Here is a 25,015-nt window from a genome sequence, read left to right on the forward strand (position 1 = left end):
TGCTCAAGCTAACTCAGCCCTTCAGCCCCAGCCGCTCCCTTGCCGCCTGATACTGCTGCGTCAGGCGCTCCACCATCTCGGCGACCGTCGGCACGTCGTCCATCAGCCCGACGCCCTGCCCCGCGCCCCAGATATCGCGCCACGCCTTGGCGCTGCCGGAACCAAAACTCATCTTGCTCTTGTCCGACACCGGCAGGTTGTCCGGATCCAGCCCGGCCGCCACGATCGATTTTTTCAGGTAGTTGCCGTGCACGCCCGTGAACAGATTCGTGTAGACGACGTCGGCCGCCGTCGATTCCACGATCGCGCTGCGGTAGGCGTCGGTGACGTTCGATTCGCGCGTGGCCAGCCAGCGCGAGCCGATGTAGGCGAAGTCGGCGCCCATCGCCTGCGCGGCGAGGATGGCGTCGCCCGTCGCGATGGAACCCGACAGCGCGATCGGGCCGTCGAAGAATTTGCGCACTTCGCCGACCAGCGCGAACGGCGACAGCGCGCCCGCATGGCCGCCGGCGCCGGCCGCGACGAGGATCAGGCCGTCGACGCCCGCTTCCAGCGCCTTTTCCGCGTGGCGGATCGAAACCACGTCGTGCATGACGATGCCGCCATAGGCGTGCACGGCGTCCAGCATCTCTTTCGGCGGCGCGCGCAGCGACGAGATGATGATCGGCACCTGGTGCTTCACGCACACGGCCACGTCGTGTTCCAGGCGGTCGTTCGACTGGTGCACGATCTGGTTGACGGCGATCGGGCCCACCTTCCGGTCCGGGTGCAATTCCTGGTAATCCGCCAGCTCGCGCTGCAGGTCCGTCAGCCACGTGTCGAGCAGCTCGGCCGGACGCGCGTTCAGCGCGGGAAAGGAACCGACGATGCCCGCCTTGCACTGCGCGGCCACCAGCGCGGGACCGCTGGCGATGAACATCGGCGACGCGATGACGGGGAGGGACAGGTTTTGCAGGACGGGAGGCAGCGCCATGGGTTTCTCGCGATAGTTGATCGGACCCGTCGATTATGGATTAGAAAAGCACGATCGTGCTAGATTCCGAGCTCTAAATTTGCAGCGCCGGCATCAATCGAACGGAATCTGTTCTTCGCGCCGGCGGATCGCCGCCCACACGGCGCGCTTGGTGTCGTCGTCGGCGCGGCTCCACGCGACGATCTCGTCGATGGTGCGCAGGCAGCCCTCGCACAGGCCCGTCACGGGCGACATCTTGCACACATTGATGCATGGGGACGGCACGGGCGTCTGTTGTTCCGGCAAAAGACGTGTCTCGTTCATGCTGCGGCCTGTGCAACTGTCGGTATTGTGTCGCGCCACTTGGAGCGCTGACTGGTCTGGGATATAGGACACATGGTGCGCAGATTAACCTACCGGGACGAATCGCGCTTGACCGACGAGCCCACCCGCGTAGACTGGGGCTCTTCCGTTGCGCGTTGCGCTTACCCCATCTGTAAGGTTCGCGCAAGCTTTGCCATCAAGACTGAACCCTCGATCGATGCCTCAGCCACGCGCCGGCGCATTGCCGACACACCCCACAAGGAGTGCCGATGTCCCTGAATCACAAGTTCCTGGCGCAAATGCGCGCTGCAACCCGATCCCTGATGCGCCGCGGTCCGTCCGTTGCCCGCACCGTCATCCGGGAATCCGTCAAGAATGCCACCGCCGTGCAGACCGCGGCGGTCAAAAGCGTGGAATCCATCACGCCGCCGGCCTCGAATTATCCGACCTACGACGCCTTTTCCGACATGCTGGCCGACCTGTCGCGCCTGGGCCAGAGTGCGAATCCGTTCAATGTGCCCCCGCTGTCGACCGGCGCGGCCGCGATCGGCCTGCCCGGCCATTTCATCGACGCCAGTTATTCGAACGACGCGGGCACCCGCGACTACAAACTATATATCCCGAGCACGTATGCCGGACAGCCGGCGCCGCTGCTCGTGATGCTGCACGGCTGCTCGCAGCATCCCGACGACTTCGCGCTCGGCACGGGCATGAACGCCCTCGCCGAGGAATATGGCTGCCTCGTCGCCTATCCGGCCCAGTCGCAGCAGGCCAACGCGACACGCTGCTGGAACTGGTTCAGCGCCGCGGACCAGCAGCGCGGCCAGGGCGAGCCATCCATCATCGCCGGGCTCACGCAGGACATCATGGCGCGCTACGTGATCGATCCGAAACACGTCTACGTCGCGGGCCTGTCCGCGGGCGGCGCGATGGCGGCCATCATGGGCACGCTGTATCCGGACCTGTACGCGGCCGTCGGTGTCCACTCCGGCCTGCCGTTCGCGGCGGCGCACGACCTGCCGTCGGCGATGGCCGCGATGAAGGGCGATTTCCGCACCGGCCACAAGCCGGGTAAATCGTTGCCGATCATCGTGTTCCACGGCGACCGCGACACGACCGTGCATCCGGCCAACGGCCACGAACTGATCAACCAGCGCCGGCGCCATCCATCGGAAGACGTCGTCGTCGAACCGGGCAACGTGCCAGATGGCCACGCCTATACGCGCACCGTGCACCGCCGGCCCGACGGCAGCATCCACGCGGAACACTGGGAGATCCACGGTTCCGGCCACGCCTGGTCGGGCGGCGATACGCGCGGCAGCTATACGGATGGCAAAGGCCCGAACGCGAGCCGCGAAATGATGCGGTTCTTCCGGACGGCACGCTGACGCTTATTGACCCGGTGTACCCGGCGCCTTGTCGGTTCGTTGCGCGATATGCTGTTCGAGGCAGGCCGGACACCAGCACCCGGCCGCTGCGCCGGGCACCGGCAGCGGGACCACGGGCGGCAGCTTCGTGCACCAGCACGGTGCGCCAGCGGTACCATCCGCCATCGCGCAACCGAATTCGGCGCCGCATTGTGAACAAGTGCTCATGCAAAGGTGACATCGTGTATCCAGATGTAATGCACCTTAACGGCCGGTGCCGGAAAATACAACATAGAACTTCTATAATGGCCACTGCGGTAGGCTATTGCCTGTAAAATCTCGCAAATTCTTTTCCGGACCCCCAATGAACGCAACGCTGAGCAATCTGACGGGCGACGACCAGAACAACGACCTGACTGCGGTCTCGCCGCAGATCAAGGCACAGATCCTGGCCGAAGCGCTCCCCTACATCCGTAATTTCCACGGCAAGACGATCGTCATCAAGTACGGCGGCAACGCGATGACCGACGAGCGCCTGAAGCACGGCTTCGCGCGCGACGTGATCCTGCTGAAGCTGGTCGGCATGAATCCGGTCGTGGTGCACGGCGGCGGTCCGCAGATCGACAACGCCCTGAAGAAAATCGGCAAGCAGGGCACCTTCGTGCAAGGCATGCGCATCACCGACGAAGAAACCATGGAAGTGGTGGAGTGGGTGCTCGGCGGCGAAGTCCAGCAGGACATCGTCATGCTGATCAACCACTACGGCGGCCAGGCCGTGGGCCTGACCGGCAAGGACGGCGGCCTGATCCGCGCACGCAGGATGGCCATGCCGGACAAGGAAAAGCCGGGCGAGTTCCTCGACATCGGTTTCGTCGGCGAAATCGAAGCGATCAATCCGGCCGTCGTGAAAGCGCTGCAGGACGACGCCTTCATCCCGATCATCTCGCCGATCGGTTTCGGCCAGGACGGCCAGGCCTACAACATCAACGCCGACGTCGTCGCCGGCAAGATCGCGGAAATCCTGAAAGCCGAAAAGCTGATCATGATGACCAATATCGCCGGCGTGCAGGACAAGAGCGGCAACCTGGTCACCGACCTGTCGGCACGCGAGATCGACGAGATGTTCGCGGACGGCACGATTTCCGGCGGCATGCTGCCGAAAATCTCGTCGGCGCTGGACGCCGCCAAGTCGGGCGTGAACACCGTGCACATCATCGATGGCCGCATCGAGCACTCTTTGTTGCTGGAAGTCTTGACCGAACAGGCTTTTGGCACTATGATCCGCTCGCACTGAATTTCTGTGGCGTTTGAATGGCGCCACAAAAATCACTGCCCTTGTAGCTCAGTGGTAGAGCACTCCCTTGGTAAGGGAGAGGCCACGTGTTCAATCCACGTCAAGGGCACCAGGATTTGTCCAGATTCCCGCCTGTTTTGGTATCCCCGATGCCTGACGTAACGGATAAGACAAGCATCTTGTCCACGCTGCGCGTTTGCGCGGCAGGAATGCAGGACACTCGCGGCGCGATGACAAGCGTCAGGATGCGAGAGAGCAGTAAAAGCTGGAGCGGTAGTTCAGTTGGTTAGAATACCGGCCTGTCACGCCGGGGGTCGCGGGTTCGAGCCCCGTCCGCTCCGCCAGAATTAAGAAAAAGGGTCCGATTTTTCGGACCCTTTTTCGTTCTATCAGAGTGCCTCCCCTGCGGGAGGCACGGTTTGGGGCTCGAAGGGTTTCGCTTGCAAGCGAAACCGCGGCCCGCGGAACGTGGGCGAGCCCCGTCCGCTCCGCCAGAATTAAGAAAAAGGGTCCGATTTTTCGGACCCTTTTTCGTTCTATCAGAGTGCCTCCCCTGCGGGAGGCACGGTTTGGGGCTCGAAGGGTTTCGCCTGCAAGCGAAACCGCGGCCCGCGGAACGTGGGCGAGCCCCGTCCGCTCCGCCAGAATTAAGAAAAAGGGTCCGATTTTTCGGACCCTTTTTTGTTAATAGACCCGTTCGATCGTCACCCCGCTTTGTTCAAGCAAAGCCGGCACACTCCCCGTCCCCAATAAATGCAGCACGCCGATCGCGGCCACGGTCCGGTCTTCCGCACGCAGCAATTGCAGCAGGCGCTCGGCCAGCCCGACGTTCCTCTCCTTCAGCAGCACCTGGGTCACGAAGCGGCCTGACACGCTCCGGTCCATCTCGCACCGCTCCGCCATCCGGTCGAGCGCCTGCCGGTCCGCGGTACTCCAGGCCCGCACGACTTCCCGGGCCTCCGTGCGCTGGGCGCCGGATTCGATCGTGTCCATCATCTCTTCCAGAAACCGCCAGCGGTCCGGCATCGGCAGGCGGTCCAGCTGCGCCAATTGGCCGCCCAGCGATTCCAGCGCCAGCACCCGGACGTGGTGCCGGCGCGCCTGGCGGGCCAGCCACGCATCGCTCGACAGGTCGGCCCGGTACCCCTGGCGCGTATATTCGGCCAGAGTCAGCATCGTCGCCAGCAGCACCGGTTTGAAGCTCAACATCGACGACGCGTCGAGGCCCCCCTGCTGCAACAGCCTGTCGAGACGCCGCCTCTGCCCGGGCGGCAGGCTGTCGTAGGCGGCATTGCCGGGCGCGAGCATGCCGTACGTGCGCACCGCGTCCTGCAGGTCGGCACGCGGCTGGTCGGGATCGATCTCGAGCGCCAGCGTCGATGCCTCGGCCAGCGCGCCCGTGAGGCGGTCTTCGAGTGGATAGAAGTCCGGCAGGCCGACGTGCAAGGTGCCGAACAGATGCATCACGTGGCCGTCCAGCGTGAGCCGGAACAGCGCACCGCGGTCGGTCGCATGGGCCAGCGGCGTGGCCAGCAGGCATACCAGAATCAGGTGGAAGAAGCGGCGCATACGCATCCTCGCGGAAGTCATCCTTGACCCATTCTGGATCGGCCCGACAGCCGGGCATGCGATCTGGATCAGAGGAAGAAACGCGCTGCGTCATGCCGATATAATCTGAACTCCCTTGTCCGTTCCATTCACACCGTGTCCAAGCTCCCCTCACCTGTCTGGCTGTTCGACCTCGACAACACGCTGCACGACGCATCGCACGCGATCTTTCCGGCGATCAGCGCCAACATGAACACGTACATCGCGCGCGTGCTCGGCGACGGCGTCACGCCCGCGAGCCAGGAAGCCGTCGACGCGGCCCGCGTCGGCTACTGGAAACGCTACGGCGCGACGCTGCTGGGCATGATCCGCCACCACCGCGTCGACGCGGCCGACTTCCTGCGCCAGACGCACGACATCGGCGCCCTGCACGAGCTGGTGCGCTACGAGCGCGGCCTGGAGCGCCTGCTGCGCCGCCTGCCGGGACGCAAGATCCTGCTGACGAACGCGCCGACCGCGTATTCGACGGGCGTCGTGCGCCACATCGGCCTGCAGCGCCAGTTCGCCCACCACGTCTCGATCGAGGACATGCGCGTGCACGGCCGGCTGCATCCCAAGCCATCGAAGCTGATGCTGCGCCGCCTGCTGCGGCGCCACGGCGTGTCGGCGGGGCGCTGCATCCTCGTCGAGGACACGCTCATCAACCTCAAGCGCGCCAAGCAGCTCGGCCTGCGCACGGCCTGGGTCACGCAATACCTGCGCTACAGCGATCCGATCGGCAAAGCCCCCCTGCCGAAGATGGTCAAACGCCCCGGTTACGTCGATGTCAAAGTAAAATCCGTTCTTCGGCTGCCCGCGCACCTGCGCCGGCTCGCCCCCAGACATCACACGGAGAACCTCTAACAACATGGCAAGCACCAAGCCGGGCCAACGCAAGCAGCAGATCCTCCAGGCCCTGGCGGCCATGCTCGAACACCCGAAAGGCGAGAAGATCACCACGGCGGCGCTGGCCGCCCGGCTGTCGGTGTCGGAAGCGGCCCTGTACCGCCATTTCGCCAGCAAGGCGCAGATGTTCGAGGGCCTGATCGAATTCATCGAGGGCACCGTGTTCACCCTGTTCAACCAGGTCGCCGAACGCGAGGACAATGGCGTCGCGCAGGCGCATGCGATGCTGCAGATCCTGCTGTCGTTCTCCGCCAGCAATCCGGGCATGACGCGCGTGCTGATCGGCGATGCCCTCGTCGGCGAGGACGACCGCCTGGTCCTGCGCATGAACCAGTTCTACGACAAGGTCGAGCTGGCGTTCAAACAGGCGCTGCGCGTGGCCAGCACGCAGGGCCACGGCCGCGAGGAAGACGTGGCCGCGCGCGCCGGGATGCTCGTCGCGTACGTGACGGGACGCTGGCACCGCTACGCCAAGAGCGGTTTCAAGCAGCACCCTGTCGAGAACAGCCCGCTGCAGCTGGCCCTCCTCCTCGCCGCCTGATATCGATCGCCATGAGCGCCATGGACGCCACCGTGTTCGCCCTGCTCGACGACGCGAGCCCCGAAGGCCATGCGCAGGCGCGCTCGCGCCTGTACGAGGGCTATGCGGGCGTGCTGGCATGCCAGCACATGGAAGACTGGCCGCGCCTGCTGGACGGCGTCCAGGACGCCCTCGCGCGCGGCCTGCACGCCGTGCCGGTGCTGACCTATGAACTGGGCGAGCAGTTGCTCGGCATCGCGGCACCGCGCGAGCTGCACGCGCCGCTGGCCCAGGTGCTTCTATTCGAACGCTACACGATGCTGGACGCGGCCCAGGTCGACGCCTGGCTCGCCGCAGACGAAGCCAGTGGCCCGGCCGGCATCGGCGCCGTGCGCGCCAACGTCGACGAGGCCACGTTCGCCCAGGCCATCGACCGCATCCGCGACTACATCGCGGCCGGCGACACCTACCAGGTCAACTACACGTACCGTCTCCGCTTCGACGCCTTCGGCGACATCAGGCAGCTGTACGCGCGCCTGCGCGCACGCCAGCCGGTGCCCTACGGCGCCCTCGTCTCACTGCCGGATGGCCGCGCGGTGCTGTCGCTGTCGCCGGAACTGTTCGTGCGCCATGACGCGGGCCGCCTGCTGGCGCGCCCGATGAAGGGCACGGCGCCCGCGGACCTGCACGACGATGTCGTGAACGCCGTGCGCGCGCAGCAGCTGGCCGCCGATCCGAAGAACCGCGCCGAGAACCTCATGATCGTCGACCTGCTGCGCAACGACCTGGGACGCATCGCGCGCACCGGCAGCGTGGGCGTGCCCGCGCTGTTCGAGGTGAAGCGCTACAGCAGCGTGCTGCAGATGACGTCCACCGTGCAGGCCCAGCTCGCGCCGGGCACCACGTTGCAGGACATCTTCACGGCCCTGTATCCCTGCGGCTCGATCACGGGCGCGCCCAAGCGCCGCACGATGGAAATCATCCGCGAACTGGAGCCGGCCGCGCGCGGCATCTACACGGGCGCGATCGGCTGGATCGACCCGCCCGCGGGCAGCGGGTTCGGGACGCCGCAGCATGCGCGGTTCGGCGATTTCTGTTTATCCGTCCCGATCCGCACGCTGACCCTGCTGCCGGAACAGAACGGCGTGCGGCACGGAGAGCTCGGTGTGGGCGCGGGCATCGTGTACGACAGCGACGCGGGCGCCGAGTTTGCCGAATGCCGGCTCAAGGCCGGCTTCCTCACGGGCCTGCCGAACGACTTCGAGATCTTCGAGACCATCCACGCCACGCGCGCGGACGGGTGCCGTCACCTGGAACGCCACCTTGCGCGCCTGGGTGCATCGGCCGCGTATTTCGGCCATCCGTTCAAGCCGGACCTGGCGCGTGCAGCCGCGGTGGAAGCCTGTGCCGCGCTGCCGGACGACGCCCCGCACCGCGTGCGGCTCGCGCTGCGTCCCGACGGCGAGATCGTCGTGCAGACCGGGGCGCTGGCGCCCTTGCAGGAACCGGTCGCCGTGCTGCTGGCGGACGCGCCCACGCGCGCGCACGACGTCTTCCTGCGCCATAAGACGAGCATCCGCAGCCGCTACGACGCCGCTTGGCGCGCGGCGGAAAGCGCGGGCGCCTTCGACACGCTGTTCTTCAACGAACGCGGCGAACTGACGGAGGGCGGCCGCAGCAACGTGTTCGTGAAGATCGGCGGCCGCTGGTACACACCGCCGCTGTCGTCCGGCGTGCTGCCCGGCGTGATGCGCGGCGTGCTGCTGGACGATCCGGCCTGGGGCGCGATCGAATGCCCGCTCACGCGCGAAAGCCTCGCGCGTGCGCAGGAAATCGTCGTCTGCAATGCGCTGCGCGGGCCGCTGCGCGCCGTATTACGCAAGTAAAAAGGGCCAGCACGAGGCCGGCCAAAACCGGCCAGTTACGGCCGGCACGCTTTTGGAGGAAGCGGGGATTCGGTGCTGCCGGCGTTCAGGCGGGGAGGTGCATCGTGGGACTCTTCTTCATGTGGATTCGATGAAGACAGTCTATTAAGCCACCTCAACAAAATCGTTGATGTGCATCAAAATGCCCACGATGGGATGATTGGCGGCCTCAGCCTTTGAGTGCCTGCTCGATCTTGCCGACGAGGGTAGGATCTTCCGGCGTCACCTTGCTCGGGAAGTAGTCGATGACTTTGCCGTTGCGGTCGATCAGGTATTTGTTGAAGTTCCACTTGGGCTGGTTGCCCGTCGCCTTGATCAACTCCGAATACAGCGGATTGGCTTTATCTCCGGAGACGACGGTGCTGGTGAACATCGGGAACTTCACGCCGTACGTGTTGTAGCAAAGGTCGGCGATCTTCTTCGCGTCCGCGTCTTCCTGTTTAAAGTCGTTCGACGGGAAGCCCAACACGACGAGGCCGCGCGGCGCGTACTTCGCGTACAGCTTTTCCAGGCCTTCGTACTGCTTGGTGAAACCGCAGTAGCTGGCCGTGTTCACCACCAGCACGACCTTGCCGCTGAACTGGCACAGGTCCTGCGGCGCTTCGTCCTGCAGGCGGTTGAAGGTGTGCTTCAGCACGGCGGGGCAGCTGGCCGGATGGGCCGCCGGCTGGGCGGCCGGGGTCTGCGCCAGCGCGGGTGCCGCCGTCATCGCGGAGAACGTCGCGGCGGCGCCGAGGGAAAGCAGCAAAGCGGTGGACTTGAGCATGGTCGGAAATCGCACGGGTTGGTGGATCTTCATTCTATGCCAATCGGCGCGGACCGGCAGGCTCAGGGGTCGATCTTCACCTTGGACATGTCCGCCTTCGGCGCCGGCCATTCGAGCTTCATGCCCTGCATCGTTTCCAGCATCAGGTGCGCGATGATCAGGTTGCGGTGTGTCTTCGAATCGGCCGGCACGATGTACCACGGCGCGTGGTCGCAGTCCGTCGCGTTGATCGCGTCGGCGTAGGCGCCCTGGTAGACGTCCCATTTCTCGCGCGCGGTGAGGTCGGCCGGGTCGAACTTCCAGTGTTTCTCCGGGTCGTCCAGGCGCGCCTGCAGGCGCTCGCGCTGCTCGTCTTTCGAGATGTGCAGGAAGACCTTCATGACCGTCGTCCCCGTCTCCGCCAGCATGCGTTCGAAGTCGCGGATGTGGGCGTAGCGGCGCTCGAGGTCCTTCCCGTCCAGCGTGCCGAGAATGCGCGGCACGAGCACGTCCTCGTAATGGCTGCGGTTGAAGATCCCGATTTCTCCCTTGGCCGGCACGCGCGCGTGCACGCGCCAGAGGAAATCGTGGGCTTTTTCCTTCTCGGTCGGGGCCACGAAGCCGGTGGCGTGCAGGCCCATCGGATTGATCTGCGAGAACAGCGCGCGCACGGTGCCATCCTTGCCGGAGGTATCCATGCCCTGCAGGATCAGCAGCAGCTTCCGGTCGCGCGCGGCGTACAGCTTTTCCTGCAGCTTGGCCACTTCGGCCGTCAGCTCGGCAGTAAGCGCTCGCTCGCGCTCCTTGAGTTCGCCATTCTTGAGCTTGCCCTTCTTGTCGTCGCGCAGCGGGGTGGCGCCGGCATCCTTGTCGCGCAGTTCCAGGTTTTTCGGCGCGCGGAAGCGTTCCAGCATGCTCATGCGGCCTGTTCTCCCAGCTTGCGGTGTTCGATCAGCATGCAGTGGTTCATCACCACGTCGAGGCCGGCGGCACGGGCCAGGTCGGCGGCGACCTGGTTCTCGATGCCGAGCTGCATCCACAAGCAGCTGGCGCGCACGTCGATGGCGTCCTTGGCGATCGGCGGAATCTCTTCCGATTTGCGGAAGCAATCGACGATGTCGATGCGCGTGCCGGACGACGCCAGCGCGTCGGCCGCCTCCTGCAAGGTGGCGTAGACGGTCTCGCCGAGGATCACCTGGCCGGCGTAGGCGGGATTGACGGGGATGATGCGGTAGCCCTGCTCCTGCAGGTAGCTGGCGACTTCCAGGCTGGCGCGTTCGGGCTTGTTCGAGAGCCCGACGACGGCCACGGTCCGGGCTGCGCGGAGGATTTGTTCGATGGTTCGCATGCTAAGCCTGAGTTTGTCTTGTCGTTGACACTAGCTTATCAGGTTTGCATCATCAGACGGCGCCGCTTACACCGGGGTCAGAGCCCGATTTTGGGCAACAGCCTGGGAGCAATTTCCCAAAACCGGGCTCTGACCCCGGTTTTGGGCAATAAAAAAGGCAGCCGGGGCTGCCTTTCTTTTGAGCGCTCGAAAGACGAGCGATCAGCGTCCTTTATGACGCAGCTTGGCGATGGCCGCCAGCTGGGCGACCGCCGCCGCCAGTTCGGCTTGCGCCTTGGCGTAGTCGATCGCCGAGTCCTTGTTGACCATCAGCTCTTCGGCCTTGCGCTTGGCTTCCTGGGCTTTCGCTTCGTCCAGGTCGGCACCGCGGATCGCGGTGTCGGCGAGGACGGTCACGCCTTTCGGCTGGACTTCCAGGATGCCGCCGGCAACGAACACGAACTCTTCGTCGCTGCGGCCCGCCACCTTGATGCGCACGGCACCCGGGCGGATGCGCGTGATCAAGGGGGTGTGCATCGGGTAGATACCCAGCTCACCCGCTTCACCCGGCAACGCGACGAATTCCGCTTCGCCCGAAAAGATCTGCTCTTCGGCCGAGACGACGTCAACGTGAATGGTATTTGCCATAAGTGTCCTTTGAAGAGGCTAGCTCTTAAGCAGCCAGCTTCTTGGCCTTTTCGATCGCTTCTTCGATGGTGCCGACCATGTAGAACGCCTGCTCCGGCAGGTGGTCCAGCTCGCCCGACGCGATCATCTTGAAGCCCTTGATCGTGTCTTTCAGCGAGACGTACTTGCCCGGTGCGCCGGTGAACACTTCAGCGACGTGGAACGGCTGCGACAGGAAACGCTGCATCTTGCGCGCGCGTGCGACGACCAGCTTGTCTTCCGGTGCCAGTTCGTCCATGCCCAGAATCGCGATGATGTCACGCAGTTCCTTGTAGCGCTGCAGGGTGCCCTGCACGGCGCGCGCGGTCGTGTAGTGCTCTTCGCCGACGACCAGCGGATCCAACTGGCGCGAGGTCGAGTCCAGCGGGTCGACTGCCGGGTAGATACCCAGCGAGGCGATGTCACGCGACAGAACGACGGTCGAGTCCAGGTGGGCGAAGGTCGTGGCAGGCGACGGGTCGGTCAAGTCGTCCGCAGGGACGTACACGGCCTGGATCGACGTGATCGAACCGGTCTTGGTCGACGTGATGCGCTCTTGCAGGCGGCCCATTTCTTCGGCCAGCGTCGGCTGATAGCCCACGGCGGACGGCATACGGCCCAGCAGTGCCGACACTTCGGTACCGGCCAGCGTGTAACGGTAGATGTTGTCGACGAAGAACAGAACGTCCTTGCCTTCGTCACGGAACGCTTCCGCCATCGTCAGGCCGGTCAGCGCGACGCGCAGACGGTTGCCCGGCGGTTCGTTCATCTGGCCGTAGACCATCGCGACCTTCGAGTTGCCCAGGTTGTCCAGATCGACGACCTTGGCATCGGCCATTTCGTGGTAGAAGTCGTTACCTTCACGGGTACGCTCGCCCACGCCGGCGAACACGGACAGACCCGAGTGCGCTTTAGCGATGTTGTTGATCAGTTCCATCATGTTCACGGTCTTGCCGACGCCGGCGCCGCCGAACAGGCCGACTTTACCGCCTTTGGCGAACGGGCAGACCAGGTCGATCACCTTGATGCCGGTTTCCAGCAGGTCTTGCGACGGCGACAGCTCGTCGTAGGCCGGGGCGGTGCGGTGGATCGACGCGGTGCGTTCCTGGCTGACCGGACCGCGCTCGTCGATCGGGTTGCCCAGCACGTCCATGATGCGGCCCAGCGTGGCCGGACCAACCGGGACCATGATCGGGTTGCCGGTGTTCTGGATGGTCATGCCGCGACGCAGGCCTTCCGAGCTGCCCAGCGCGATGGTGCGGACGATGCCGTCGCCCAGCTGCTGCTGCACTTCCAGCGTCAGTTCGGAGCCTTCCATTTTCAGTGCGTCATACACCTTCGGCATGGCGTCGCGCGGGAATTCCACGTCAACCACCGCGCCGATACACTGAACGATTTTGCCATCAGCCATTTTCGTTCCTTCAGATATAGTTTTAATGTCGTTTCGTGAGGTCGCTACGTCGCTCAGCTGCTGATCGCAGCTGCGCCCGACACGATCTCGGAGAGTTCTTTGGTAATCGCCGCCTGGCGGGTCTTGTTGTAGACCAGCTTCAGCTCGCCGATGACGTTACCCGCGTTGTCGGTCGCGGCCTTCATCGCCACCATACGCGCCGATTGCTCGGACGCCAGGTTCTCGGCCACCGCCTGGTAGATCAGCGCTTCCACGTAACGGACCAGCAGCTCGTCGATCACGACTTGCGCGTCCGGCTCGTAGATGTAGTCCCACGAGTGGGCGCCGCTGTCCGCTTCCAGGTGACCGGCCGGCAGCGGGAGCAGCTGCTCGATGACCGGTTCCTGGCGCATGGTGTTGATGAACTTGGTGTAGCACAGGTACACCGCGTCCAGCTGACCATCCTGGTAAGCGTCGAGCATGACCTTGATCGGGCCGATCAGCTTTTCCAGGTGCGGGGTGTCGCCGATCTGGGTGACGCTCGACACGACCTTCACGCCGACACGGTTCAGGAAACCCAGACCTTTATTGCCGATTGCAACGGCTTCAATGCGTTTGCCCGCGCTTTCCAGCTCGCGGGACTTCTGCGTCACCTGGCGCAGCACGTTGGTGTTCATGCCGCCGCACAGACCCTTGTCGGTCGTGACGACGATGAAGCCGACGGCTTTCGCCTCGACGTCCTTGGCTTGCGCCATGAACGCGTGGGTGTACTCCGGGTTCGCAGTGGCGAGGTTGGCCGTGATGTTACGGACCTTCTCGCTGTAGGGACGGGCGGCGCGCATCCGGTCCTGCGCCTTGCGCATCTTGGACGCGGCGACCATTTCCATCGCCTTGGTGATCTTCTTCGTATTTTCTACGCTCTTGATCTTGCCTCGTATCTCTTTGCCTGCTGCCATGAGCCCTTACTCCTTAAGGGGACGGGGATTGCTCCCCGTCCCGAGATCCATCAATAAGCCGGTCTTAGAACGACTTCTTGAAATCGGCGACGGCGGCGGCCAGCGCTGCTTCGCTGTCCTTGTCCAGTGCCTTGGTCTCTTCGATCTTCGACAGCAGCGCGCCGTGGCTCGACTTCAGGAAGCCGTGCAGGCCCGCTTCGAAGTCCAGCACGCGCTTGACGTCGATACTGTCGAAGTAGCCCTTGTTCACTGCAAACAGCGAGGCGGCCATCAGCGAGATCGGCAGCGGCGAGTACTGCTTCTGCTTCAGCAGTTCGGTCACGCGCGCACCGCGGTCCAGCTGCTTGCGGGTCGACTCGTCCAGGTCCGATGCGAACTGTGCGAACGCGGCCAGTTCACGGTACTGCGCCAGGTCGGTACGGATACCGCCGGACAGGCCCTTGATGATCTTGGTCTGGGCTGCGCCACCGACGCGCGACACCGAGATACCCGCGTTGATCGCCGGACGGATACCCGCGTTGAACAGCGAGGTTTCCAGGAAGATCTGACCGTCGGTAATCGAGATCACGTTGGTCGGCACGAATGCCGAGACGTCGCCCGCTTGCGTTTCGATGATCGGCAGTGCGGTCAGCGAACCGGTCTTGCCCTTGACGGCACCGTTCGTGAACTTCTCGACGTAGTCGGCGTTGACGCGTGCGGCACGCTCCAGCAGACGCGAGTGCAGGTAGAACACGTCGCCAGGATATGCTTCGCGGCCCGGCGGGCGGCGCAGCAACAGCGAAATTTGACGATAAGCGACTGCCTGCTTCGACAGGTCATCATAGACGATCAGCGCGTCTTCGCCGCGGTCGCGGAAGTATTCGCCCATCGCGCAGCCCGAGTAGGCCGAGATGTATTGCATTGCTGCCGATTCCGACGCCGACGCGGCGACGACGATCGTGTATTCCATCGCGCCGTGCTCTTCCAGCGAGCGCACGATGTTCTTGATGGTCGAAGCCTTCTGGCCGATTGCGACGTACACGCAGGTGACGCCCTGGCCCTTCTGGTTGATGATCGAGTCGACTGCGACAGCCGATTTACCGGTCTGGCGGTCGCCGATGATCAGCTCGCGCTGGCCACGGCCGATCGGCACCATCGCGTCGATCGACTTGATACCGGTCTGCAGCGGCTGCGACACGGATTCACGGGCGATCACGCCCGGGGCGATCTTTTCGATCGGCGAGGTCAGCTTGGCGTCGATCGGACCCTTGCCGTCGATCGGCTGGCCCAGTGCGTTGACGACGCGGCCGCGCAGTTCCGGACCGACCGGCACTTCCAGGATGCGGCCCGTGGTCTTGACGGTGTCGCCTTCCGAGATGTTCTCGTAGGCACCCAGGATCACGGCGCCGACCGAGTCGCGCTCGAGGTTCATGGCGAGGCCGAAGGTGTTGCCCGGGAATTCCAGCATCTCGCCCTGCATCACGTCCGACAGACCATGGATGCGGCAGATACCGTCGGCGACGGAGATCACCGTGCCTTGGTTACGAACATCAGCCTGACCTTCGAGGCCCTGGATGCGGCTCTTGATCAGTTCGCTGATTTCAGACGAATTAAGTTGCATGAGTGCTAACTCCTAATAGTTTCTTGATGCGTAGGGCAAGTCCTGGACGCGGCGACGGTGCTTGTCTAGCGATTCTCAGGCGACCAGCGCGTTGTGCATCTGCTGCAGCTTCGCGCGGACCGAGGTATCGAGCACTTCATCGCCGACGACCACGCGCACGCCACCGATCAGCGACGGATCGACCACGACCGTGGGGTTCAGCTTGCGGCCAAATTTCTTTTCCAGCGTGGCGACCAGCGGGTTGAGCTGGTCGGCCGAAAGTTCAAACGCGCTGTGGATCGTCGCGTCGGCGGCGCCTTCCTGTGCATTCTTGAGCACAGCAAACTGGGCACCGATTTCCGGCAGCAGGGCAACGCGGCCGTTCTCGGCCAGCATTGCGATAAAGTTCTTCGCTTCAGGGCTCAAAGGCGACTTGACCATCGACGCGATCGCATCGGCAAGCTGTGCGTGCGTGACGATCGGATTGGCAGCAAAAGCCTGCACATCCGGATTGGCACCGATCTGCGCCAGTTCCGCGACGGTGGCCGACCAGGCGACCATGTCGCCCTGCTGGGCGACGCGGAACAGGGCTTCGGCGTAAGGGCGGGCGACGGTTGCGAGTTCAGCCATGATCAGAGCTCGGTCGACAGGCGGTTCAGCAGGTCGGCGTGGGCCGCTGCATTGACTTCGCGCTTCAGGATCTGCTCGGCACCGGCGACGGCAAGGGTAGCCACCTGGCCACGCAGTTCTTCGCGCGCGCGGGTGATTTGCTGTTCCGCGTCGGCCTTGGCACCTTCGATGATGCGTGCGGCTTCGACGGATGCCTGCTGCTTGGCTTCTTCGATGATCGCTGCGGCGCGCTTTTCGGCGTCGGCGATACGCTTGGTGCTTTCGTCACGCGTTGCAGCCAGTTCGGCGGCGATGCGCTTTTCTGCGGCGGCCATTTCGGCCTTGCCACGGTCGGCGGCTGCCAGACCATTCGCGATCCTCTCGGCGCGCTCGTCGAGCGCTTTCATCAGCGGCGGCCACACGAATTTCATGGTGACGAACGCCAGGATGAAGAAGACCACGAACTGGGCAAACAAAGTTGCGTTCAAGTTCACGGTAGGTTCCTTCTCACAAAAACGGATGCCGAACCGTGCTGTCGGTTCGGCGCTTCAGATCACTTATCGTGGGAAGCTCTTAGCTGGTGAACGGCTTGGCGAACACGAACAGCATGGCGATACCAACGCCGATCAGGAATGCCGCGTCGATCAGACCAGCCAGCAGGAACATCTTGGTCTGCAGAGTGTTCATCAGTTCAGGCTGACGTGCCGAGGCTTCCAGGTACTTGCCGCCCATGATCGCGATACCGATACATGCGCCGATAGCACCCAGGCCGATGATCAGACCGCAAGCCAGTGCAACGAAAGAAACGTCAGTCATGAGATTTACTCCAAAAGTTAATTTAAAAAATTGAAAAATTACAACTTCTTTACTACCACTATCTTGGTCGTTCTTGCGATCGTGCCGATCAGTGGCCTTCGTGGGCCTGACCGATGTACACCAGCGTCAGCATCATGAAAATGAATGCCTGCAGCACGACGATCAGGATGTGGAAGATTGCCCAGATCGAACCTGCAATGACGTGGCCGACGAAGCCGAACACGGTTGCCGTGGAGCCGAGCAGTGCAATCAACAGGAACAGCAGCTCACCGGCGTACATGTTGCCGAACAGTCGCATACCGAGCGACACGGTTTTTGCTGCGTATTCGATGATGTTCAACAGGAAGTTGAACGGAGCCATCCAGATGCCGAACGGAGCGGCGAACAATTCGTGGATCCAGCCACCCAGGCCCTTGATCTTGACGCTGTAATACAGCATCAGCGCGAGCACGCCGAGGGACATGCCGAGAGTGCCGTTCAGGTCGGCGGTCGGCACGACGCGGAAATGCGGTTCGCCCATGTCCAGGGCGCGGAAGATGCTGGCAAACAGGTCGACCGGCAGGAAGTCCATCGAGTTCATCAGCACGACCCAGACGAACACGGTCAGTGCCAGCGGGGCGATGAAGGTACGGTCGCCGTGGACGATGGCTTTCGACTGGTCTTCGACCATTTCGACGATCATTTCGACGAACGCCTGGAAGCGGCCAGGCACACCGGAGGTAGCGCGACGCGCTGCCAGCCACATCAGCGTGAGACCGATCACGCCCATTGCGACCGACCACAGGATCGTGTCGAGGTTCCACACGCTGAAATCAACCACGAAGGATTGATGGCCCTGCGTCAGGTGACCCAGGTGGTGTTTGATGTATTCGCTCGCGTTTGGCGCATGCTCCGCCGCGGTTTCTACCGTACTCGTCATTGTTTATGCCCAAATAATAAAATGATGTAACTTTTCAGCGCCACGATGAACCCGCCCAACAGGGCCAGCCAGTTCAGGCCGTGATACAGCCGCACCGTTGCGAACAATAGCGCGAGCGTTAAAGCAATCTTTACAAATTCCCAGATGAAAAATGTGGCGGGGTTTGGACCGCCCATTTTTTGTGAACTGGCGAACAGGCGAAACGCCATGATGCCATTGGGCACGACACAACACATCCCGCCAAGTACCGCCGAAAACATCGCAGCCCACCCCCCAAGCAGTCCGGCGATTACGCCGGCCACAAGTGTTGCCAGGATTTGCAGGGAGACCAAGCGCAGCATTTTTCTGTTCTTTTCGCGCCAGCCGTGGTGGAACCGTGTAACGGTATGGTAATTACATGAATCAGCGGGATTATAAGGTGTTATCGGAGCCATAGTCAAACTCTTCGCTCCGCGCGCCTGCTTATATCGGGTGTAAAAACGACAAAATAAATTACCTGGAAACTGTTAAATTTTCTACGAAATGTTGTGTATTTGCGACTGTTGAGCGAGGTAAACCGATAGTTTCGGCCATGCATATACCGGCGGGCACGGCCTGGTAGCGCGACCAAGGGCATGCTCACCGACGTGCTCGATTTGCACCGCGGCAGTGAGGACGCTGTGCGCTGGGAGTGCGTGGCGCGTCGCCGTGGTGCATCCGTTGTGGATAAAAGAATGCCGGGCGCGCAGCCCGGCATCGGTGCGGGGAGGGTCGGCGTCAGGCGCGCAGGCGCGCGAGCACGGTGTCGAGGACGTCGAGGTCGGCGAAGTCGATGATCATCTGTCCCCGGCCCTTCGGGCCCATCTTGAACACGACGGGCGTCGCCAGACGGTCGGACAGTTCTTCCTCGAGGCGCACGATGTCGCCCGACTTTTCCTTCTGGCGCGCGGCAGCCGGCGGCGCGTTCTGCTCTTCCAGCGCGCGCGCGACCAGCTTTTCCGTCTCGCGCACGGACATGCGCTTGGCGATCACCTGGTTCGCCAGCGCGATCTGGCCGGCCGCGTCGACGGCCAGCAGCGCGCGTGCATGACCCATGTCGATGTCGCCCGCCATCAGCATCGTCTGCACGGGTTGCGCCAGGTTCACGAGGCGCAGCAGGTTCGACACGGCACTGCGCGAGCGGCCGACGGCCTGCGCCGCCTGCTCGTGGGTAAAACTGAATTCCGAGATCAGGCGCGCGATGCCCTGCGCTTCTTCCAGCGGGTTCAGGTCTTCGCGCTGGATGTTTTCGATCAGCGCCATCGCGGCGGCGTTCTGGTCGTCCACTTCGCGCACGAGGACGGGGATCTCGTCCAGGCCTGCCAGCTGGGCCGCGCGGAAGCGGCGTTCGCCGGCGATGATCTCGTAGCGCGCGCCGGCCGGAGACTGGTCGATCGGCCGCACGAGCACCGGCTGCATGATGCCCTGGGATTTGATCGACGAGGCCAGCTCGGCCAGCGAACCGTCGTCCATGCGCGTGCGCGGCTGGTATTTGCCTGCCTGGATCTGACCGACCGGCAGCAGGGACGGCGCACCGCTTGGCGCGGCCGGCGTCTCGGGAGCGTCTCCACCCAGCAGCGCGTCGAGACCGCGGCCGAGTCCTTTGAGTTTTTTGGTTGCCATGACTTATGCTGGTTCTGGTTACATTGTCTTGATGCGTTCGACCATTTCGGCGCCGAAGGCAATATAAGCCTGCGCGCCTTTCGAGGACGGATCGAACGTGACGCCCGGGATGCCGTACGACGGCGCTTCCGCCAGGCGCACGTTGCGCGGGATGATTGTCTTGAACACCTTGTCGCCGAAGTGCTGCTCGAGCTGGGCCGACACCTGCTGCGACAGGGTCATGCGCGGATCGAACATCACGCGCAGCAGGCCGATGATGCGCAGATCATGGTTCAGGTTCGCATGCACCTTCTTGATCGTGTTCACGAGATCCGACAGGCCCTCAAGAGCGTAGTACTCGCACTGCATCGGGATGATGACGCCGTGCGCGGACACGAGGCCGTTCAGGGTCAGCATCGACAGCGCGGGCGGGCAGTCGATCAGGATGAAGTCGTAGTCGGCGTCGACCTTCGCCAGCGCTTCCTTCAGGCGGCGCTCGCGGTTTTCCAGTTCGACCATCTCCACTTCGGCACCGGCCAGTTCGCGGTTGGCGGGCAGCACGTCGAAGCGCCCTGCTTCGCTGCGCAGGCGCGCCGTGGCCACGTCGGCCTCGCCCAGCAGCACCTCATAGATGGACGAGGTCAGCCCCGCCTTGTTGATGCCCGCGCCCATGGTGGCATTGCCCTGCGGGTCGAGGTCGACCAGCAGCACGCGCTGGTCAAGCTTGGCGAGACCGGCGGACAGGTTCACGCTGGTGGTGGTCTTGCCGACCCCGCCCTTCTGGTTTGCTACGCAAAAAATTTTCGCCATGTATGCCTTTATCAGTCATACGGTTAATATCATTAAAACGGTTTATACGATTTATATAATATTAACGGTATAAACTGTTTATACAGTTTATATGATTATGCTTCGACGGGATTGTTTCACGTGGAACGTTCGATGAATACCAGGTGGCGCTCGGCGCCTAGTCTCGGTACGTCCAGCGGTTCCACCTTGCCGACCTTCCACTCTGCCGGCAGGCGTTCCTGTTCGTCTTTCGGCGCCACCCCTTTCAAGGCGATGTAGCGTCCGCCGTCTGCCAGCAGGTGCGAGGACCAGTTGACGAAATCCGACAGGTCGGCAAAAGCACGCGAGGTGATGACGTCGAATTTGTCGTTCACCTGCAGTTGCTCCACCCGCGCCGTGTACACCGTGACGTTGGCCAGGCCCAGTTCCGCCTTCACCTGCGTAAGAAACGCCGTTTTTTTGTGGACCGTGTCGATCATCGACACTTTCATGTCTGGCCGCACGATTGCCAGCACGATGCCGGGCAGACCACCGCCCGAACCCACGTCCAGCACATTCTGCGCGGTCGCGAAGGCCGGTACGGCGGCCAGCGAGTCCAGCAGATGGTGCGTGACCATCTGCATCGGGTCGCGCAGCGACGTCAGGTTGTAGACCGCATTCCACTTGAACATCAGGGCCAGGTAATTCATCAGCTTGTCCTGCTGGGCCGGATTCACGTCGAGACCCATCGCGGCGATCCCCTCGCCCAGCACGGCGGACAAGGCCGCTCGATCGAAATTCTTCATGCGGCCGATTCCTCGTTCGGGACACTCCCAAAACCCTTGGCGCCGCGCTTTTTCAGGTGAACGAGCAGCAAGGAAATAGCCGCCGGCGTCACACCAGAAATGCGCGAGGCCTGGCCCAGCGTTTCCGGCCGCTGCTTATCGAGCTTCTGGCGCACTTCGATCGACAACGCCGCGATCTCGAGATAGTTCAGGTTCTCGGGCAATTTCAGGTTTTCATAGTGATCGTGGCGTTCGACTTCGCGCGCCTGACGGTCGATGTACCCCGAATACTTCAGCTGGATCTCGACCTGCTCCTTCACGGCCGGATCTTCCACACCCGGGCCGCCCAGCGCCTGGCCATCGACGCCCTGCAGGGTCACCAGCTTGTCGTACTCGACACCCGGACGGCGCAGCAGGTCCGCCAAGTTGTATTCGCGCTCAATCGCTTGACCGATCACGCGTTCGGACTCGGCCGCGGCAAGGATGCGCGGATTCACCCACGTCGCGCGCAGGCGCTCCAGTTCGCGTGCGACGGCTTCGCGCTTGCGCTCGAACGCTTCCCACTGCGCATCGCCGACGACGCCCAGCTTGCGGCCGATCTCCGTCAAGCGCATGTCCGCATTGTCTTCGCGCAGCGACAAACGGTATTCGGCGCGGCTCGTGAACATGCGGTATGGCTCCGCGACGCCCTGCGTCGTGAGGTCGTCGACCAGCACGCCGAGATAGGCTTCCGAACGCGACGGCGTCCAAGCGTCGCGGCCCTGCGTCTGCAGCGCCGCATTGATACCGGCGAGCATGCCCTGGGCCGCCGCTTCTTCGTAGCCGGTGGTGCCGTTGATCTGGCCCGCGAAGAACAGGCCCTGGATGGCCTTCGTCTCCAGCGACGCCTTCAGGCCGCGCGGGTCGAAATAATCGTATTCAATCGCGTAGCCGGGACGCAGGATGAACGCGTTTTCCAGGCCGCGCATCGAGCGCACCAGGGCCAGCTGCACGTCGAACGGGAGGCTCGTCGAGATACCGTTCGGGTAGAACTCGTTGGTGGTCAGACCTTCCGGCTCGAGGAAGATCTGGTGCGACTCCTTCGATGCGAAGCGGTGGATCTTGTCTTCGATCGACGGGCAATAGCGCGGGCCGACGCCCTCGATCACGCCCGTGTACATCGGGCTGCGGTCGAGGCCGTTACGGATGATGTCGTGCGTCTGCGCATTCGTGTGCGTGACCCAGCACGGCAACTGCTTGGGGTGCATCGCGGCATTGCCCATGTACGAAAACACGGGGACCGGATCGAGGTCGCCCGGCTGTTCCGTCATCACGGAGAAGTCGATGCTACGACCGTCGATGCGCGGCGGCGTGCCCGTTTTCAGGCGGCCCTGCGGCAGCTTCAATTCCTTCAGGCGCGACGACAGCGACACGGCAGGCGGATCGCCCGCGCGGCCGGCCGAATAATTTTGCAGACCGACGTGGATCTTACCGTCAAGGAAAGTACCTGCGGTCAGCACGACGGCGCGGGCACGGAAGCGCAGGCCAATCTGTGTGACGGCGCCAATGACGCGCTCGCCTTCGACCATCAGGTCGTCGACGGCCTGCTGGAACAGCCACAAATTCGGCTGGTTTTCCAGGCGCGAGCGGATCGCCTGCTTGTACAGCATGCGGTCGGCCTGGGCACGCGTGGCACGCACGGCCGGGCCTTTCGAGGAGTTCAGGATACGGAATTGGATACCGGCTTCGTCGGTGGCGATGGCCATCGCGCCGCCCATGGCGTCCACTTCCTTGACGAGGTGGCCCTTGCCGATGCCGCCGATGGACGGGTTGCAAGACATCGCGCCCAGGGTTTCGATGTTATGAGTGAGCAACAGGGTCTTTTGGCCCATGCGCGCAGACGCAAGCGCCGCTTCGGTGCCGGCATGGCCGCCGCCAACGACGATCACGTCGAATTCAGTCGGAAATAGCATGATGGAGTGTGTTGCGAGGAGGATTAAGAAGGGATTATAGATTCTTTTTTCCATGCGGCTTCGGCTCGGCCGCGAAAACGACGATTTGTTTCACGTGAAACAGCGCCGTGTTAGGCTTTTCGCCACACTCACTCGACCTTGCCGCCATGCCGAAACGCCGTCCTCTCGCCTGTCTTTTGCTCGCCGCCGGCGCCACCGTCAGCGCGTATCCACACTAGGATCTGCCGTCGACCACGTTCAGCCACAAGGACTGGGAACTTGTCTGTGACAACACGAGAACCTGTCGCGCAGCCGGCTACAATGAAGAAGACGACGGTCCGAACGCGACCATCCTGTTGACGCGCGCTGCTGGACCGCACCGGCCGGTCAAGGTCGAGCTGCAGCTGGCGGAAGATGAACGCCAGCCAGCCCCCGACCAGCTTGCGATGAGCATCGACGGCCGCGCCGTCGGTATGGCCCGCATCGAACCGACATCGTCCACGCTCACGCTGACCGATGCGCAAATGCCTGCACTACTGCCGGCCCTGCTGAAGGACGGGCGCATCGCCTGGTCCGGCCAGGGCACGACATGGACTATCTCGACGGCGGGCTCTAATGCCGTGCTGCTCAAGATGGACGAATTCCAGGGCAGGCTCGATACGCTTGGCGTGTTGGTGCCGAAGGGCAGCAAACCAGAATCAAATGTTCTGCCACCATTGCGCGCGCCAGAAATCGAGGCGGGGCCGGTCAGCCAGGACAAGAACCCCATCAAGCTTACCCCGGCGCAGACCCGCGAGATCAAAACCGCATTGCGCCAGACCGTGAAGGAAGGCGATCGCGAGCTGCTGGACGCGGCGTCCGAATCGGCGGGCAAGCTCGAGGTGCGTCCGCTCGCGAAGGACAAACTGCTCGCGTCGCACACCTGCTGGATCGCCGCGTACAACACGGGCGAGGGCTACTGGGTCGTCAATAAGAAGCCGCCCTACTCGGCCGTCCCCGTCACCACGTCCGCCACGGATTACGATGACGGCGTCATTACCTCGTTCCAGAAAGGACGTGGCATTGCCGACTGCGTGGCAACCGCGACCTGGACATGGGACGGCCGCGCATTCGCCCAGACCTCCGACAAAACTTCCGGCATGTGCCGCCAGTTCACGCCCGGTGGCGCATGGGATTTACCGACACTCGTGACGAACGTCCGAAAGTCGCGTTGACTGTTCCACGTGAAACAATCACCAGCCCAGCCGCTTGAACGTGTCGAACGCTGTCTTTACGATCAGCAGCCCGACGACGACGAGGAACAGCTTGCGCACGAAGCCGCTGCCATGCTTCAGCGCCAGCCTGGTCCCGACCAGTGAGCCGGCGATCTGGCACACGGCCATCAGCAGGCCAAGCTGCCACAGCAGGTGGCCGCTGTAGCCGAACCAGAGCAACGCCGAGATATTGCAGGCAACGTTGACGATCTTCGCCGCCGCCGACGCGCTGAGGAAGTCGAACCCGAAGAAGCGGACGAACAGGAAGATCAGGAAGCTGCCGGTGCCGGGACCAAAGAAGCCGTCATAGAAACCGATGGCGGCGCCGACACCCATCGCCAGCAGCCGCTCCTTCATGCCGCTGTGGGCCGGCGCATGGACGGCGCCCAGGTCCTTCTTCTTGTACGTGTACACGGCCACCGCGACGAGGATCAGCGGCAGCAGACTCCGGACGAAATCGCCCGGCACGCGGGTCACCGTCCACGCACCGATGAACGACAGCGCGAATGCGGCGAGGGCCGCCGGCGCCGCCGTGCTCCAGGCGACCGTCACGCGTCGCGAGTATTTGACGGCCGCGACTGCCGTGCCAAACATCGCGGCCAGCTTGTTCGTGCCCAGTAGCGTTGCCGGTACCTCACGGGGGAACATGGCGAACATCGCCGGGATCTGGATCAGTCCGCCCCCACCGACGACAGCATCCACGAGACCGGCAACGAAGGCCGCGACGGCCAGCAGGGCAAAATCGAACATGATGAATCACGCGTAAAAGCGCTATT

27 protein-coding genes and 2 tRNA genes are annotated in these 25,015 nt (G+C 63.3%); 8 read left to right on the forward strand and 21 right to left on the reverse strand.

What is annotated here, in order from left to right:
• Positions 1-13: 13 nt before the first annotated feature.
• Entirely contained in the window at positions 14-973 is a 960-nt protein-coding gene (locus ACL58G_RS04300) for an NAD(P)H-dependent flavin oxidoreductase (protein WP_440965359.1), read from the reverse strand.
• Between the two features lie 93 nt (positions 974-1,066).
• Positions 1,067-1,276 carry a DUF1289 domain-containing protein gene (locus tag ACL58G_RS04305; RefSeq protein ID WP_413380788.1) on the reverse strand — a complete coding sequence of 70 codons (210 nt, stop codon included), beginning with the start codon at positions 1,274-1,276 and terminating at the stop codon, positions 1,067-1,069.
• 269 nt (positions 1,277-1,545) lie between these two features.
• Here ACL58G_RS04305 and ACL58G_RS04310 point away from each other — a divergent pair, with 269 nt between their 5' ends.
• Positions 1,546-2,664, forward strand: a complete 1,119-nt coding sequence (locus ACL58G_RS04310) for an extracellular catalytic domain type 1 short-chain-length polyhydroxyalkanoate depolymerase (RefSeq protein WP_440965361.1) — start codon at positions 1,546-1,548, stop codon at positions 2,662-2,664.
• Between the two features lie 3 nt (positions 2,665-2,667).
• Here ACL58G_RS04310 and ACL58G_RS04315 read toward each other — a convergent pair whose 3' ends face one another.
• Complete coding sequence (locus ACL58G_RS04315) at positions 2,668-2,871, reverse strand: cysteine-rich CWC family protein (protein WP_440965363.1); 204 nt, start codon at positions 2,869-2,871, stop codon at positions 2,668-2,670.
• Between the two features lie 136 nt (positions 2,872-3,007).
• On the opposite strand from ACL58G_RS04315, the gene argB reads away from it, so the two are divergent.
• The 3 genes from argB (at position 3,008) to ACL58G_RS04330 (ending at position 4,281) form a co-directional block, all read left to right on the forward strand.
• Positions 3,008-3,937, forward strand: coding sequence for an acetylglutamate kinase (argB, locus tag ACL58G_RS04320; RefSeq protein WP_413336994.1), 930 nt, complete (start codon positions 3,008-3,010; stop codon positions 3,935-3,937).
• 37 nt (positions 3,938-3,974) lie between these two features.
• A tRNA-Thr gene (locus tag ACL58G_RS04325) sits at positions 3,975-4,049 on the forward strand.
• 155 nt (positions 4,050-4,204) lie between these two features.
• A tRNA-Asp gene (locus ACL58G_RS04330) sits at positions 4,205-4,281 on the forward strand.
• Positions 4,282-4,621: 340 nt separating this feature from the next.
• On the opposite strand, the gene ACL58G_RS04335 is transcribed toward ACL58G_RS04330, so the two are convergent.
• On the reverse strand, positions 4,622-5,506 hold the full coding sequence (locus ACL58G_RS04335; protein ID WP_440965365.1) for a TraB/GumN family protein: 885 nt from the start codon (positions 5,504-5,506) through the stop codon (positions 4,622-4,624).
• Positions 5,507-5,632: 126 nt separating this feature from the next.
• On the opposite strand from ACL58G_RS04335, the gene ACL58G_RS04340 reads away from it, so the two are divergent.
• Genes ACL58G_RS04340 through ACL58G_RS04350 form a run of 3 tightly spaced genes read left to right on the forward strand, consistent with a single transcriptional unit; the run spans position 5,633 to position 8,836 of the window.
• A complete protein-coding gene (locus tag ACL58G_RS04340; protein WP_440967951.1) occupies positions 5,633-6,388 on the forward strand; it encodes an HAD-IA family hydrolase in 756 nt (251 codons plus the stop codon).
• 4 nt (positions 6,389-6,392) lie between these two features.
• Positions 6,393-6,971: a nucleoid occlusion factor SlmA gene (gene slmA, locus ACL58G_RS04345; RefSeq protein ID WP_413336992.1), complete on the forward strand. Its 579-nt coding sequence runs from the start codon at positions 6,393-6,395 to the stop codon at positions 6,969-6,971.
• A gap of 20 nt (positions 6,972-6,991) precedes the next feature.
• Positions 6,992-8,836, forward strand: a complete 1,845-nt coding sequence (locus ACL58G_RS04350; protein ID WP_440967953.1) for a chorismate-binding protein — start codon at positions 6,992-6,994, stop codon at positions 8,834-8,836.
• A 208-nt stretch (positions 8,837-9,044) separates the two neighbouring features.
• Here ACL58G_RS04350 and ACL58G_RS04355 read toward each other — a convergent pair whose 3' ends face one another.
• From ACL58G_RS04355 to mnmG, 16 genes are all read right to left on the reverse strand, one after another.
• On the reverse strand, positions 9,045-9,641 hold the full coding sequence (locus tag ACL58G_RS04355) for a glutathione peroxidase (RefSeq protein ID WP_440965367.1): 597 nt from the start codon (positions 9,639-9,641) through the stop codon (positions 9,045-9,047).
• Between the two features lie 62 nt (positions 9,642-9,703).
• Positions 9,704-10,540: a PPK2 family polyphosphate kinase gene (locus tag ACL58G_RS04360; RefSeq protein WP_440965369.1), complete on the reverse strand. Its 837-nt coding sequence runs from the start codon at positions 10,538-10,540 to the stop codon at positions 9,704-9,706.
• On the reverse strand, positions 10,537-10,968 hold the full coding sequence (locus tag ACL58G_RS04365) for a CoA-binding protein (protein ID WP_413336989.1): 432 nt from the start codon (positions 10,966-10,968) through the stop codon (positions 10,537-10,539). Before ACL58G_RS04365 ends, ACL58G_RS04360 begins: the two co-directional genes overlap by 4 nt.
• Before the next feature lie 201 nt (positions 10,969-11,169).
• On the reverse strand, positions 11,170-11,595 hold the full coding sequence (locus ACL58G_RS04370; RefSeq protein ID WP_036237213.1) for a F0F1 ATP synthase subunit epsilon: 426 nt from the start codon (positions 11,593-11,595) through the stop codon (positions 11,170-11,172).
• 25 nt (positions 11,596-11,620) lie between these two features.
• Positions 11,621-13,024: a F0F1 ATP synthase subunit beta gene (gene atpD / locus ACL58G_RS04375; protein ID WP_105378643.1), complete on the reverse strand. Its 1,404-nt coding sequence runs from the start codon at positions 13,022-13,024 to the stop codon at positions 11,621-11,623.
• Positions 13,025-13,077: 53 nt separating this feature from the next.
• A complete protein-coding gene (atpG, locus tag ACL58G_RS04380) occupies positions 13,078-13,959 on the reverse strand; it encodes a F0F1 ATP synthase subunit gamma (RefSeq protein WP_056133854.1) in 882 nt (293 codons plus the stop codon).
• Between the two features lie 64 nt (positions 13,960-14,023).
• On the reverse strand, positions 14,024-15,559 hold the full coding sequence (atpA, locus tag ACL58G_RS04385; protein WP_413336987.1) for a F0F1 ATP synthase subunit alpha: 1,536 nt from the start codon (positions 15,557-15,559) through the stop codon (positions 14,024-14,026).
• Between the two features lie 75 nt (positions 15,560-15,634).
• Positions 15,635-16,168 (reverse strand): F0F1 ATP synthase subunit delta, encoded by a 534-nt coding sequence (locus ACL58G_RS04390; protein WP_440965373.1) that lies wholly within the window; start codon positions 16,166-16,168, stop codon positions 15,635-15,637.
• A gap of 2 nt (positions 16,169-16,170) precedes the next feature.
• Complete coding sequence (locus ACL58G_RS04395) at positions 16,171-16,641, reverse strand: F0F1 ATP synthase subunit B (RefSeq protein WP_413380804.1); 471 nt, start codon at positions 16,639-16,641, stop codon at positions 16,171-16,173.
• 79 nt (positions 16,642-16,720) lie between these two features.
• Positions 16,721-16,963: a F0F1 ATP synthase subunit C gene (gene atpE, locus ACL58G_RS04400; RefSeq protein WP_091665119.1), complete on the reverse strand. Its 243-nt coding sequence runs from the start codon at positions 16,961-16,963 to the stop codon at positions 16,721-16,723.
• A gap of 88 nt (positions 16,964-17,051) precedes the next feature.
• The gene (gene atpB / locus ACL58G_RS04405; RefSeq protein ID WP_413380806.1) at positions 17,052-17,882 is read right to left on the reverse strand and encodes a F0F1 ATP synthase subunit A; all 831 of its coding nucleotides are present in this window, start codon (positions 17,880-17,882) and stop codon (positions 17,052-17,054) included.
• Positions 17,879-18,223 carry an ATP synthase subunit I gene (locus ACL58G_RS04410; protein WP_440965375.1) on the reverse strand — a complete coding sequence of 115 codons (345 nt, stop codon included), beginning with the start codon at positions 18,221-18,223 and terminating at the stop codon, positions 17,879-17,881. The genes atpB and ACL58G_RS04410 overlap by 4 nt, the downstream gene beginning before the upstream one ends.
• A 415-nt stretch (positions 18,224-18,638) precedes the next feature.
• Positions 18,639-19,523, reverse strand: a complete 885-nt coding sequence (locus ACL58G_RS04415) for a ParB/RepB/Spo0J family partition protein (RefSeq protein ID WP_440965376.1) — start codon at positions 19,521-19,523, stop codon at positions 18,639-18,641.
• An 18-nt stretch (positions 19,524-19,541) separates the two neighbouring features.
• Positions 19,542-20,312, reverse strand: coding sequence for a ParA family protein (locus ACL58G_RS04420; RefSeq protein ID WP_036237197.1), 771 nt, complete (start codon positions 20,310-20,312; stop codon positions 19,542-19,544).
• A gap of 116 nt (positions 20,313-20,428) precedes the next feature.
• Entirely contained in the window at positions 20,429-21,076 is a 648-nt protein-coding gene (gene rsmG / locus ACL58G_RS04425; protein WP_413380812.1) for a 16S rRNA (guanine(527)-N(7))-methyltransferase RsmG, read from the reverse strand.
• Positions 21,073-23,007 (reverse strand): tRNA uridine-5-carboxymethylaminomethyl(34) synthesis enzyme MnmG, encoded by a 1,935-nt coding sequence (gene mnmG, locus ACL58G_RS04430; RefSeq protein WP_440965379.1) that lies wholly within the window; start codon positions 23,005-23,007, stop codon positions 21,073-21,075. The genes rsmG and mnmG overlap by 4 nt, the downstream gene beginning before the upstream one ends.
• Before the next feature lie 221 nt (positions 23,008-23,228).
• Here mnmG and ACL58G_RS04435 point away from each other — a divergent pair, with 221 nt between their 5' ends.
• Positions 23,229-24,200 (forward strand): DUF1176 domain-containing protein, encoded by a 972-nt coding sequence (locus ACL58G_RS04435; protein ID WP_440967955.1) that lies wholly within the window; start codon positions 23,229-23,231, stop codon positions 24,198-24,200.
• 18 nt (positions 24,201-24,218) lie between these two features.
• Here ACL58G_RS04435 and ACL58G_RS04440 read toward each other — a convergent pair whose 3' ends face one another.
• Positions 24,219-24,989 (reverse strand): sulfite exporter TauE/SafE family protein, encoded by a 771-nt coding sequence (locus ACL58G_RS04440; protein WP_413380816.1) that lies wholly within the window; start codon positions 24,987-24,989, stop codon positions 24,219-24,221.
• Between the last annotated feature and the right edge of the window lie 26 nt (positions 24,990-25,015).

The organism is Massilia sp. GER05 (genome assembly GCF_052056005.1).
GTDB lineage: Bacteria > Pseudomonadota > Gammaproteobacteria > Burkholderiales > Burkholderiaceae_D > Telluria > Telluria orientalis.